This window comes from Streptomyces sp. NPDC107546 (genome assembly GCF_055639175.1).
In genome coordinates, this window is the sequence record NZ_JBVKBA010000001.1 from 208,037 (window position 1) to 220,547 (window position 12,511).

The 12,511-nt window shown below is 71.2% G+C and carries 9 protein-coding genes; 3 read left to right on the plus strand and 6 right to left on the minus strand.

Annotated features, from left to right (window positions below):
* Positions 1-256 precede the first annotated feature (256 nt).
* Both dxs and ACZ7L1_RS00880 read left to right on the plus strand, forming a co-directional pair.
* Positions 257-2,194: a 1-deoxy-D-xylulose-5-phosphate synthase gene (dxs, locus tag ACZ7L1_RS00875; protein ID WP_471433049.1), complete on the plus strand. Its 1,938-nt coding sequence runs from the start codon at positions 257-259 to the stop codon at positions 2,192-2,194.
* Between the two features lie 148 nt (positions 2,195-2,342).
* Positions 2,343-3,866 (plus strand): amino acid permease, encoded by a 1,524-nt coding sequence (locus ACZ7L1_RS00880; RefSeq protein WP_471433051.1) that lies wholly within the window; start codon positions 2,343-2,345, stop codon positions 3,864-3,866.
* Between the two features lie 22 nt (positions 3,867-3,888).
* Here ACZ7L1_RS00880 and ACZ7L1_RS00885 read toward each other — a convergent pair whose 3' ends face one another.
* The 6 genes from ACZ7L1_RS00885 to ACZ7L1_RS00910 all read right to left on the minus strand — a co-directional run bounded on the left by ACZ7L1_RS00885 (position 3,889) and on the right by ACZ7L1_RS00910 (position 11,158).
* On the minus strand, positions 3,889-4,260 hold the full coding sequence (locus tag ACZ7L1_RS00885; protein ID WP_103839251.1) for a PIN domain-containing protein: 372 nt from the start codon (positions 4,258-4,260) through the stop codon (positions 3,889-3,891).
* A 208-nt stretch (positions 4,261-4,468) separates the two neighbouring features.
* Complete coding sequence (locus tag ACZ7L1_RS00890; RefSeq protein ID WP_471433052.1) at positions 4,469-6,598, minus strand: 3-hydroxyacyl-CoA dehydrogenase NAD-binding domain-containing protein; 2,130 nt, start codon at positions 6,596-6,598, stop codon at positions 4,469-4,471.
* Positions 6,595-7,815 carry a thiolase family protein gene (locus ACZ7L1_RS00895; protein ID WP_388991894.1) on the minus strand — a complete coding sequence of 407 codons (1,221 nt, stop codon included), beginning with the start codon at positions 7,813-7,815 and terminating at the stop codon, positions 6,595-6,597. Before ACZ7L1_RS00895 ends, ACZ7L1_RS00890 begins: the two co-directional genes overlap by 4 nt.
* A 171-nt stretch (positions 7,816-7,986) precedes the next feature.
* Positions 7,987-9,273: an HRDC domain-containing protein gene (locus ACZ7L1_RS00900; protein WP_471433054.1), complete on the minus strand. Its 1,287-nt coding sequence runs from the start codon at positions 9,271-9,273 to the stop codon at positions 7,987-7,989.
* 274 nt (positions 9,274-9,547) lie between these two features.
* Positions 9,548-10,210: a response regulator transcription factor gene (locus ACZ7L1_RS00905; RefSeq protein WP_043444816.1), complete on the minus strand. Its 663-nt coding sequence runs from the start codon at positions 10,208-10,210 to the stop codon at positions 9,548-9,550.
* 282 nt (positions 10,211-10,492) lie between these two features.
* Positions 10,493-11,158, minus strand: coding sequence for a DUF3000 domain-containing protein (locus ACZ7L1_RS00910; RefSeq protein WP_471433056.1), 666 nt, complete (start codon positions 11,156-11,158; stop codon positions 10,493-10,495).
* Positions 11,159-11,393: 235 nt separating this feature from the next.
* Here ACZ7L1_RS00910 and hemE point away from each other — a divergent pair, with 235 nt between their 5' ends.
* On the plus strand, positions 11,394-12,461 hold the full coding sequence (hemE, locus tag ACZ7L1_RS00915) for a uroporphyrinogen decarboxylase (RefSeq protein ID WP_471433057.1): 1,068 nt from the start codon (positions 11,394-11,396) through the stop codon (positions 12,459-12,461).
* Positions 12,462-12,511 lie beyond the last annotated feature (50 nt).

Sequence of the window (12,511 nt, forward strand, 5' to 3'; positions counted from 1 at the left end):
CTCCGCGGGAGCACCGTGGGGGTGTCACACCTCCGCGCCCTGTTGCGAGGCTGCGGTACCGCACTTCGTGACAGACATCGCAAGGACCCTGTGCCCGGCGCCAACGGCGGTGCCGGGCACAGTCCTGTGTACGGCAACGTGTTTCGGCGGACACGTCGGGGGGATCCATGGGGCCATCGGTGATCCGCACAGGGGGAACATTAGACTCGACAGGCCCGGCGAACGCTCGACACAGCTCAACTGCAAGGAGGCACGGGTGCCGCTGCTGACCCGCATCAGGGGACCGCGCGATCTGGACCGGCTCAGCCTGGAGGAGCTGGACCAGCTGGCAGAGGAGATCCGGACCTTCCTCGTCGACGCCGTCTCCAAGACCGGCGGCCACCTCGGTCCGAACCTCGGTGTGGTCGAGCTCACCATCGCCCTGCACCGCGTCTTCGACTCGCCCAAGGACAAGGTGCTGTGGGACACGGGCCACCAGGCCTACGTCCACAAGCTGCTCACCGGCCGTCAGGACTTCTCCGGGCTGCGCAGCAAGGGCGGTCTGTCCGGCTACCCCTCGCGCGCCGAGTCCGACCACGACGTCATCGAGAACTCGCACGCCTCCACCGTCCTCGGCTGGGCCGACGGCCTGGCCAAGGCCAACCAGCTGCTGAAGCGCGACAGCCACGTCGTGGCCGTCATCGGTGACGGCGCCCTCACCGGCGGGATGGCCTGGGAGGCGCTGAACAACATCGCCGACGCCAAGGACCGCCCGCTGGTCATCGTCGTCAACGACAACGAGCGCTCCTACGCGCCCACCATCGGCGGCCTCGCCAACCACCTGGCCACCCTGCGCACCACCGACGGCTACGAGAAGTTCCTGGCCCGCACCAAGGAGGTCCTGGAGCGCACGCCCGTCGTCGGCAAGCCGCTCTACGAGACCCTGCACGGCGCCAAGAAGGGCCTGAAGGACTTCATCGCCCCGCAGGGCATGTTCGAGGACCTGGGCCTGAAGTACGTCGGCCCGATCGACGGGCACGACATCGAGGCCCTGGAGTCCGCCCTGGCCCGCGCCAAGCGGTTCGGCGGCCCGGTCATCGTGCACTGCCTCACCGAGAAGGGCCGCGGCTACCGGCCCGCCGAGCAGGACGAGGCCGACCGCTTCCACGGCATCGGCCCCATCCACCCCGACACCGGTCTGCCCATCAAGGCGGCCGCCGCCAGCTGGACCTCCGTCTTCGGCGACGAGATGGTCAGGCTCGGCCGGGAGCGCGACGACATCGTGGCCATCACGGCCGCGATGCTCCAGCCGGTGGGCCTGAAGAAGTTCGCGGACGCCTTCCCGAACCGGATCTACGACGTCGGCATCGCCGAGCAGCACGGCGCGGTCTCCGCGGCCGGCCTCGCCACCGGCGGTCTGCACCCCGTCTTCGCGGTGTACGCCACCTTCCTCAACCGCGCCTTCGACCAGGTGCTCATGGACGTCGCCCTGCACAAGTGCGGTGTGACGTTCGTGCTCGACCGGGCGGGTATCACGGGCGACGACGGCGCCTCACACAACGGCATGTGGGACATGTCGATGCTCCAGGTGGTGCCGGGCCTGAGGATCGCCGCGCCGCGCGACGCCGAGCAGCTGCGGGCCCAGCTGCGCGAGGCCGTCGACGTGGACGACGCGCCGACCGTGCTGCGCTACTCCAAGGGCGTCGTCGGCCCGGCCGTCCCCGCCGTCGGCAAGGTCGGCGGCATGGACGTGCTGCGCAAGGCCGAGGCCCCCGTGCCGGACGTCCTGCTGGTCTCCGTCGGCGCGCTCGCGCCCATGTGCCTGGAGATCGCCGACCTCCTCGACAAGCAGGGCATCTCCACCACCGTCGTCGACCCCCGCTGGGTCAAGCCCGTCGACGAGGCGCTGGCCCCGCTCGCCGAGCGGCACCGTGTGGTCGTCACCGTCGAGGACAACTCCCGGGTCGGCGGCGTGGGTTCGGCGATCGCGCAGGCGCTGCGCGACGCGGGTGTGGACGTACCGCTGCGCGACTTCGGCGTCCCGCCGCGCTTCCTCGACCACGCCTCCCGCAAGGAGGTCCTCGCGGAGATCGGCCTGACCGCGCCGGACATCGCCCGCCAGGTCACCGGGCTGGTCTCCAAGCTGGACGGCAGCCGCTACGACCGTACGGGCGCCGCCCAGGCCGTGGACTCGGTGGAGCCCGCCCGCGACTGAGACCACCCGCCGCCCGCGCCCGGGCCGGTTTCTCCATCCTTTACGGTGGCGAAACCGGCCCGTTTGCGTGAATCTGCCCGTGCCGGGGCACACGGAGTACGCCCCCTCTCGATCATGTCGGGGGCGGCGAGTGCGCGGGAGGTACGCCATGAGGAGCACCCTCTTCCGGACGAAGAACGTCGAGCAGTCGATCCAGGACACCGAGGAGCCGGAGCACGCGCTCAGAAAGACCCTGTCCGCCCTTGACCTGACCGTGTTCGGCGTCGGGGTCATCATCGGCACCGGCATCTTCGTGCTCACCGGCAAGGTCGCCAAGCAGAACGCGGGCCCCGCCGTCTCCCTGTCCTTCGTCGTGGCCGGCGTCGTCTGCGCGCTCGCCGCGCTCTGCTACGCGGAGTTCGCCTCCACGGTGCCGGTCGCCGGATCCGCGTACACGTTCTCCTACGCCACGCTCGGCGAGCTGCCCGCCTGGATCATCGGCTGGGACCTGGTCCTGGAGTTCGCGCTCGGCACGGCGGTGGTCGCCGTCGGCTGGTCCGGGTACATCCGCTCACTGCTCGACAACGCGGGCTGGCACCTGCCGGCCTATCTCGGCGGACGGGAGGGGGCGCACGGATTCGGCTTCGACATCCTCGCCGCCGCGCTCGTCCTTTTCCTCACCGCGATCCTCGTCCTCGGGATGAAGCTGTCGGCCCGGGTCACCCAGCTCGTCGTCGCCATCAAGGTGGCCGTGGTGCTGATCGTGATCATCGGGGGCGCCTTCTTCGTCAACAGCGCCAACTACAAGCCGTTCGTCCCCGAGCCGCAGGCGGTGCCGGCGGGCGGCAGCCTCAAGGCGCCGCTCATCCAGCTGTTGGTCGGCTGGGCACCGTCCAACTTCGGCGTGATGGGCATCTTCACCGCCGCGTCCGTCGTCTTCTTCGCCTTCATCGGCTTCGACATCGTGGCGACCACCGCCGAGGAGACCCGCAATCCGCAGCGCGACATGCCGCGCGGCATCCTCGGTTCCCTGTTGATCTGCACGACGCTGTACGTGGCGGTGTCGATCGTCGTCACCGGCATGGAGCACTACAGCAGGCTGTCCGTGGACGCCCCGCTCGCCGGCGCGTTCAAGGCCATCGGCCACCCCTGGTTCGCGGGTGTGATCAGCTTCGGTGCCGCCGTCGGCCTGACCACGGTCTGCCTGATCCTGTTGCTCGGCCAGACCCGGGTCTTCTTCGCGATGAGCCGCGACGGGCTGCTGCCCCGCTTCTTCTCCCGCGTCCACCCGCGCTTCAAGACCCCGCACCGGCCGACCATCCTGCTCGGCGTGGTCATCGCCGTGGTCGCGGGCTTCACCAGCCTCAGCGAACTGGCCGAACTGGTCAACATCGGCACGCTGTTCGCGTTCATCGTCGTCGCGATCGGCGTGGTCATCCTCCGCCGCACCCGCCCCGACCTGCCACGCGCCTTCCGCACTCCCTTCGTCCCGGTGGTGCCGATCCTGTCGGTGTGCGCCTCGCTGTGGCTGATGCTGAACCTGCCCACCGAGACCTGGCTGCGGTTCGCGATCTGGCTGGTCATCGGGTTCGTCGTGTACTTCCTCTACGGCCGTTCGCACAGCCGTGTGGGCCGTGCCGAGGAGTCCACGGCGGGCGGGGTGAGCGAGCCGCCCGGAGGCGCCACGCGGTGACCGCGGCGTTCCGCACGGGGGTTCAGCGCACCGTGCGCGGGCCCGTCACCTCCGCGCCGAGATCCGTCACCCGGCGCCGTAGCTCCCGGTCCGCCGTGACGACCAGGACCGCGCGATCCCCGGCCTCGGCGACCAGCTCGACGATACGGTCGTCCCCGCTGCCGGGGGCCGCGTCCACCCGGATGCCGGGCACGGGCTCCACGCCGCGCGCCGCACCCTCCACCACCAGAACCAGCTCCAGCGGCCCGGGAAAGCCGGGCAGCCCGTCGGCGGCGAACGGCACGAGACGGTCCCGCAGCCGGTCGGCGGCGCCCCGCCGGTCCCGCCACCAACCGTCGGGCACCGACCCGACGACGTTCGCGCCATCGACGATCACCAGGAGCGGGACACTCATGCCCCCAGCGTCCCACGAGCCTGTCCGGCCCGCGCTGGGGACGCCTCATTGAAATCGGGGGAGTGTCAACGGTCCCCGGCTGAACGGCCCCTGGCTGCCGCGTGGCCGGGACGGCGGCTCTGACCGGCCCCGACGCCACCGGCCTTGCAACAGACAACGAGAAAGGGCCTCCGCCTTGCGCGGAGGCCCTTTCACCGTGCCACGGCCGTTACGCCGGAACCGACGCCACGCCCGGCTCGAGGAACGTCTTGCCGTTCACGCGCTCCGAGACGCCCTCGCGGTCCAGGTACGGCGTGATGCCGCCCAGGTGGAAGGGCCAGCCGGCGCCCGTGATCAGGCAGAGGTCGATGTCCTGGGCCTCGGCGACGACGCCCTCCTCCAGCATCAGGCCGATCTCCTGCGCCACCGCGTCCAGGACGCGGGCGCGGACCTGCTCCTCCGTCAGGACGGTGTCGCCCTGCTTCAGCAGCGCGGCGACCTCCGGGTCCAGCTCGGGCTTGCCGCTGTCGTAGACGTAGAAGCCGCGCTTGCCCGCCTCGACGACCGCCTTGAGGTTCGGGGAGACCGTGAAGCGGTCCGGGAACGCCCCGTGGAGGGTCTCCGAGACGTGCAGGCCGATCGCCGGGCCGACGAGCTCCAGCAGGACCAGCGGGGACATCGGCAGGCCGAGAGGCTCGACCGCCTTCTCCGCGACCTCGACCGGGGTCCCCTCGTCGATGACGTTCTGGATCTCGCCCATGAAGCGGGTCAGGATGCGGTTCACGACGAACGCCGGGGCGTCCTTGACCAGAACCGCCGTCTTCTTCAGCTTCTTGGCCACCGCGAAGGCGGTCGCGAGCGAGGCGTCGTCGGTCTTCTCGCCGCGGACGATCTCAAGGAGCGGCAGCACGGCGACCGGGTTGAAGAAGTGGAAGCCGACGACCCGCTCGGGGTGCTGCAGCTTCGACGCCATCTCCGACACCGACAGCGAGGAGGTGTTGGTCGCCAGGATCGCGTGCGCGGGCGCGACCGCCTCGACCTCCGCGAACACCTGCTGCTTGACGCCCATTTCCTCGAAGACCGCTTCGATGATGAAGTCGGCGTCCGAGAAGCCCTCGGCCTTGTCCAGGACACCGGTCACCAGCGCCTTGAGGCGGTTGGCCTTGTCCTGGTTGATCCGGCCCTTGCCGAGCAGCTTGTCGATCTCGGCCTGGACGTAGCCCACGCCCTTGTCGATGCGCTCCTGGTCGATGTCCGTCAGGACGACCGGGACCTCCAGGCGGCGCAGGAAGAGCAGGGCGAGCTGCGAGGCCATCAGACCGGCGCCGACGACGCCGACCTTGGTGACCGGGCGCGCCAGGTTCTTGTCGGGGGCGCCCGCCGGGCGCTTGCCGCGCTTCTGGACGAGGTTGAACGAGTAGATGCCGGCGCGCAGTTCCCCGCCCATGATCAGGTCCGCGAGGGCCTGGTCCTCGGCGTCGTAGCCCTGCTGCAGGTCGCCGTTCTTCGCGGCGGCGATGATGTCGAGGGCGCGGTAGGCGGCCGGGGCCGCGCCGTGCACCTTGCCGTCCGCGATGAAGCGGCCCTTCGCGACGGCCTGGTCCCAGGCCTCGCCGCGGTCGATCACCGGGCGCTCGACGACGATCTCGCCCTTGAGGACGGACGCCGTCCAGATCAGCGACTGCTCCAGGAAGTCGGCGCCCTCGAAGATGGCGTCGGCGATCCCCAGCTCGTAGACCTGCACGCCCTTGAGCTGCTTGTTCTGGTTGAGGCTGTTCTCGATGATCACCGAGACGGCCTTGTCGGCGCCGATCAGGTTCGGCAGCAGGGTGCAGCCGCCCCAGCCGGGGACCAGGCCCAGGAAGACCTCGGGGAGGGAGAAGGCGGGCAGCGACGCGGACACCGTGCGGTAGGTGCAGTGCAGGCCGACCTCGACGCCGCCGCCCATCGCCGCGCCGTTGTAGTAGGCGAACGTCGGGACGGCCAGCTTGGACAGGCGCTTGAAGACCTCGTGGCCGCCCTTGCCGATGGCCAGCGCGTCCTCGTGCCGCTTCAGCAGCTCGACACCCTTGAGGTCGGCGCCGACCGCGAAGATGAACGGCTTGCCGGTGATGCCGACGCCGACGATCTCGCCGTCTGCGGCCTCCTTCTCGACCTGGTCGATCGCGGTGTTGAGGTTCGCGAGCGAGGCCGGGCCGAAGGTGGTGGGCTTGGTGTGGTCCAGGCCGTTGTCGAGGGTGATCAGGGCGAACCGGCCCACACCGAACGGCAGGTCGAAGTGGCGTACGTGCGCCTGCGTGACGACCTCGTCCGGGAACAGCTCGGCCGCGCCCTTCAACAGCTCAGCGGTGGTGCTCACTTGTCGCCTCCGTCGAAGTGCGGGTTCTCCCAGATGACCGTCGCGCCCATGCCGAAGCCGACGCACATGGTGGTGAGGCCGTAGCGGACCTGCGGCTGCTCCTCGAACTGGCGGGCGAGCTGCGTCATCAGCCGGACGCCCGAGGAGGCCAGCGGGTGGCCGAAGGCGATCGCGCCGCCGTACTGGTTGACGCGCTCGTCGTCGTCCGCGATGCCGTAGTGGTCGAGGAAGGCCAGGACCTGGACGGCGAAGGCCTCGTTGATCTCGAACAGACCGATGTCGGAGATGGACAGGCCCGCCTTGGCGAGGGCCTTCTCCGTGGCCGGGATCGGGCCGTACCCCATGACCTCCGGCTCGACGCCCGCGAAGGCGTAGGAGACGAGACGCATCTTGACCGGCAGGTCGTTCTCGCGGGCGAAGTCCTCGCTCGCGATGATCGAGGCGGTGGCGCCGTCGTTCAGACCGGCCGCGTTGCCCGCGGTGACCCGGCCGTGGACGCGGAACGGCGTCTTGAGGCCCTGCAGGTTCTCCAGGGTCGTACCCGGGCGCATCGGCTCGTCGGCCGTGACGAGGCCCCAGCCGGTCTCGCCGCCCTCGGGGTTGGTGCGGCGTACGGAGATCGGCACCAGGTCCTGCTGGATCTTGCCGTTGGCGTACGCCTTCGCGGCCTTCTCCTGGGAGCGCACGGCGTATTCGTCGGCGCGCAACTTGGTGATGTGCGGGTAGCGGTCGTGGAGGTTCTCCGCGGTCATGCCCATGAACAGCGCGGACTCGTCGACCAGCTTCTCGCTCACGAACCGCGGGTTCGGGTCGACGCCCTCGCCCATCGGGTGGCGGCCCATGTGCTCCACGCCGCCCGCGATGACGGCGTCGTACGCGCCGAAGGCGATCGAGCCGGCCGTGGTCGTCACGGCCGTCATCGCCCCCGCGCACATGCGGTCGATGGAGTAGCCGGGGACCGACTGCGGGAGTCCGGCGAGGATGCCCGCGGTGCGGCCGAGGGTCAGGCCCTGGTCACCGATCTGCGTGGTCGCGGCGATGGCGACCTCGTCGATCTTCTTCGGGTCGAGACCCGGGTTGCGGCGCAGCAGCTCCCGGATCGCCTTCACGACGAGGTCGTCGGCGCGGGTCTCGTGGTAGATGCCCTTCGGGCCCGCCTTGCCGAACGGGGTACGGACGCCGTCGACGAAGACGACGTCCCTGACGGTACGAGGCACGATGGCTCTCCTCCAGGGTGCGGGATGGCACTGCTGCGACACGCTGAGCGCGCGCTCAGTCCCATGCTACTTGTGGGTAACCAAGCTGCCCAGTCCCGCACGCCCAAGCGGTGAAGGTCACACCGTCGGCGGACGGTGGGAGCCCCGGCAGCCGCCGTGGGACCCGGTCCCCTACGGCGACTGCGTACCCTGCACGGACAGCGCCTTCACCAGTGCCGGGGTGACCTGCTCGACCTGCCAAGCCCTCGCCCCGTACCCGGCCAGCGCGGAGGCCACGGCCTCCTCGTCCACGGGCTTCGGCGGCTCCCAGCACAGGCGCCGCACGGTGTCCGGGGAGATCAGATTCTCCTGGGGCATGGTGAGCTGCTCGGCCAGGGCCGACACCGCGGCGCGCGCAGCGGACAGCCGGGCGGCCGCCGCCGGATCCTTGTCGGCCCAGGCCCGCGGCGGCGGCGGGCCCGTCACCGGCTGCCCCGGCTGCGGCAGCTCCGCCTCCGGCAGCGCCCTGGCGCGGTCGATCGCGGCCTGCCACTGCTCCAGCTGGCGCCGCCCCATGCGGTGCCCGAAGCCGTTCAGCGCGGCCAGGGCGTGCACGTTCGGCGGCAGGGCGAGGGCCGCCTCGACGATGGCGGCGTCCCCGAGCACCTTGCCCGGCGAGACGTCCCGGCGCTGTGCGATCCGGTCCCGGGTCTGCCACAGCTCCCGGACGGCCGCCATCTGCCGGCGGCGGCGCACCTTGTGCATCCCGGACGTGCGGCGCCAGGGGTCCTTGCGCGGTTCGGGCGGCGGCGCGGAGGCGATCGCGTCGAACTCCTGCCGGGCCCACTCCAGCTTCCCCTGCCGCTCGAGTTCCTTCTCCAGGGCGTCCCGCAGGTCCACGAGCAGTTCGACGTCGAGGGCGGCGTAGCGCAGCCAGGGTTCGGGCAGGGGCCGCGTCGACCAGTCGACGGCGGAGTGGCCCTTCTCCAGGATGAAGCTGAGGACGCTCTCGACCATGGCGCCGAGGCCGACCCGCGGGAACCCGGCGAGGCGCCCGGCCAGCTCGGTGTCGAACAGACGGGTGGGCACCATGCCTATCTCGCGCAGGCAGGGCAGGTCCTGGGTGGCGGCGTGCAGCACCCACTCGGCGTCGGAGATCGCCTCGCCCAGGGCGGACAGGTCGGGGCAGGCCACCGGGTCGATCAGCGCGGTGCCCGCGCCCTCGCGGCGCAGCTGCACGAGGTAGGCGCGCTGGCCGTACCGGTAGCCGGACGCACGCTCGGCATCGACCGCGACGGGGCCGGTGCCGGCGGCGAAGGCGGCGATCACCTCGGCGAGGGAGGCCTCGTCGGCGATCACGGGCGGAATGCCGTCTCGCGGCTCGAGCAACGGGATCGGCGCCGTTTCGACGTCGTCCGGAGGGGCGCCTCCGGTGGTTCGCAGTGGACTGTCTGCTGCGGTCTCTTGGGCGTCGGTCACCTGTCAAGGGTATCTGTGTGTCGACTACGCCCGCCGACGGAACGTTCCGTCGACGGGCGATGGGGGGTCGTAAACCAGTCATGTGTCACATGGGTCGTTCGGGTCCGCACGAGGGCGCGGTGCCGGTGTGCGTGACGGGACGGCTGGCGTCCCGGGCGTGCGGCCAGTCCCCGGACGCGGCTCGGCGGCGGCTCGGTGCGGACGCGCACCGGGGCGGGTGGAGGAGGGGCAGAAGTCAGGGAGCCAGGGGGTCGGGTGGTCAGGGGGAGGGGGGTCAGTGGATGATGCCGGTCCGCAGGGCCACCGCCACCATCCCGGCACGGTCGCCGGTGCCGAGCTTGCGGGCGATGCGGGCCAGGTGGCTCTTCACGGTCAGCGCGGACAGGCCCATCGAGACGCCGATCGCCTTGTTGGACTGCCCCTCGGCGACCAGACGCAGCACCTCCACCTCGCGGCCGGACAGCTCGCGGTAGCCGCCCGGGTGGCTCGGGGCACCCGGGGGGCGGCGGTGCAGGCGCGCGGCGGCGGCGCCGATGGGGGCGGCACCCGGCCGGGTGGGGAGCCCGATGTTGGTGCGGGTACCGGTGACGACATAGCCCTTGACTCCGCCCGCGAGGGCGTTGCGGACCGCTCCGATGTCGTCGGCGGCGGACAGGGCCAGACCGTTGGGCCAGCCCGCCGCCCGGGTCTCCGACAGGAGGGTGAGACCGGAGCCGTCGGGGAGGTGGACGTCGGCGACGCAGATGTCGCGCGGATTGCCGATACGAGGACGGGCCTCTGCGATGGACGACGCCTCGATGACGTCGCGCACTCCGAGCGCCCAGAGATGGCGGGTGACGGTGGAACGAACGCGCGGGTCGGCCACGACGACCATGGCGGTCGGCTTGTTGGGGCGGTAGGCGACCAGGCTTGCGGGCTGCTCGAGGAGAACGGACACCAGGCCTCCTGGATGGGTGCGGGGACGGGGCCGGCTCGGGGAAGCGGCCGGGACGAACGTGCTTTCAAGGTCACAGTCGTCTTCGGCACCAAACTCGTGCTCCTTTAGAGAATGATCACGATTTGGTGAGTAACAATCCGTGCAATTCGGACGCGCGAGCGATCATCTGGGGATCGAGTCGGTTCGGTCCATGGTCAATACGAGGCCGAAAGTGGCCGTATCGACAAAGAGATGGCAAGGAAGGTCAAGGCGACATTGACAGCGGCGGTGGGCGCGCCGGGGTCAGCGGGGCTGCGGCCCGCGACGCTGAGGCAGCGTCACCACCGAGGCATCGCCCGGCCCCGCCGGGGGCAGGCCCGCCACCTGGCACAGCAGGTCGCACCAGGAGGCCAGGTGCGCCGCGGTGTCCGGGACGCCTCCGATGCCCTCCCGGGGCGTCCACGAAGCGCGGATCTCGATCTGGGAGGCGGCCGGACGGGTGGCGAGACCGCCGAAGTAGTGCGAGCTCGCGCGCGTGACGGTCCCGCTCGGCTCGCCGTACGCCAGCCCGCGGGCCTGCAGCGCGCCGGTCAGCCAGGACCAGCACACGTCGGGCAGCAGCGGGTCCGCCGCCATCTCCGGTTCCAGTTCCGCGCGCACCAGCGTCACCAGGCGGAAGGAGCCCTGCCAGGCCTCGTGCCCGGCCGGGTCGTGCAGCAGGACGAGACGCCCGTCGGCGAGGTCCTCCTCGTCGGCGACCACGGCGGCCTCCAGCGCGTACGTGTGCGGGGCGAGCCGCTGCGGCGGGCGCGACGGCTCGACCTCGATCTCCGGCCGCAGGCGTGCGGCCTTCAGGGCGTCGACCGCGGCGCGGAAGGGCAGGGGAGCCGTGTCCATCGCATCGCCCTCCCCCTCCGCGTCGTCCATTCCGCCGTCGCCGTCCGTCAGTCGTTCCTGAGCCGCAGCCATGCGGGGAAGATTAAGGGGAAGAAAGCGCGTCCGCTTGGAGAGACACCCGTTGCCGCCGGGGGTTCGGCTGCCGTGCGCGGGTTCGTCATGGCTGGTTCCTGTCGTAGGGCGGCCGGGTCCTTGGGAGTGTGGCGCGCCGACGCGGCTCAGCCGCGCACGGACACAGCCCCGCGCCGCTGTGAGGGCGCTCCCGCCCCGAGGCCGAAACGCTCCGGTGGCGTGCGAGACTTTTTGCGTGAGTGTCAATGACCGCCCCGCCACGGGCCAGCCGACAGCGACGTACGACTCCGCCTTCCTCAGGGCGTGCCGGCGGGAGCCCGTGCCGCACACGCCGGTGTGGTTCATGCGGCAGGCCGGGCGCTCGCTGCCCGAGTACCGCAAGGTGCGTGAGGGCATTCCCATGCTCGAGTCCTGCATGCGGCCCGAGCTGGTCACCGAGATCACCCTCCAGCCGGTCCGCCGGCACGGCGTGGACGCGGCGATCTACTTCAGCGACATCGTCGTGCCCCTCAAGGCGATCGGCGTCGACCTCGACATCAAGCCAGGCGTGGGCCCCGTGGTCGAGCGCCCGATCCGCACCCGCGCGGACCTCGCCCGGCTGCGCGACCTGACACCCGAGGACGTCTCCTACGTCACCGAGGCGATCAAGCTGCTCACCGCGGAGCTGGGCGAGACCCCGCTGATCGGTTTCGCGGGCGCGCCCTTCACCCTCGCGAGCTACCTCATCGAGGGCGGGCCGTCCCGTACGTACGAGCACACCAAGGCGCTCATGCACGGCGACCCGCAGCTGTGGTCCGACCTGGTGGACCGGCTCGCGGACATCACGGCCGCCTTCCTGAAGGTCCAGGTCGAGGCCGGTGCCTCGGCCGTCCAGCTCTTCGACTCCTGGGCCGGTGCCCTGGCCCCCGTCGACTACCGCCGCTCGGTGCTGCCCGCCTCGGCCAAGGTCTTCCGGGCCGTCGAGGGCTACGGCGTCCCGCGCATCCACTTCGGTGTCGGCACCGGTGAGCTGTTGGGGCTGATGGGCGAGGCCGGCGCGGACGTCGTCGGTGTCGACTGGCGCGTCCCGCTGGACGAGGCGGCCCGTCGCGTCGGCCCCGGCAAGGCACTCCAGGGCAACCTGGACCCGGCGGTACTCTTCGCCCCGCGCGAGGCCGTCGAGACCAAGACCCGCGAGGTCCTGGACGCCGCCGTCGGCCTCAAGGGCCATGTCTTCAACCTCGGCCACGGTGTCCTGCCGTCCACGGACCCGGACAGCCTCACCCGGCTCGTGGAGTACGTCCACACCCAGACGGCCCGCTGAGCGCAGCGTCGCCGGCCGCCGCAGCGCGGGGTGCGACGAGCGTCGCTCGT

Excerpts from the sequence above, each read along its gene's own strand:
- ACZ7L1_RS00885 (WP_103839251.1), bottom strand. The coding sequence starts at position 4,260 with ATGAGTGTCCCGCTCCTGGTGATCGTCGATGGCGCGAACGTCGTCGGG.
- ACZ7L1_RS00910 (WP_471433056.1), bottom strand. The coding sequence starts at position 11,158 with ATGGCTGCGGCTCAGGAACGACTGACGGACGGCGACGGCGGAATGGAC.
- ACZ7L1_RS00880 (WP_471433051.1), top strand. The coding sequence starts at position 2,343 with ATGAGGAGCACCCTCTTCCGGACGAAGAACGTCGAGCAGTCGATCCAG.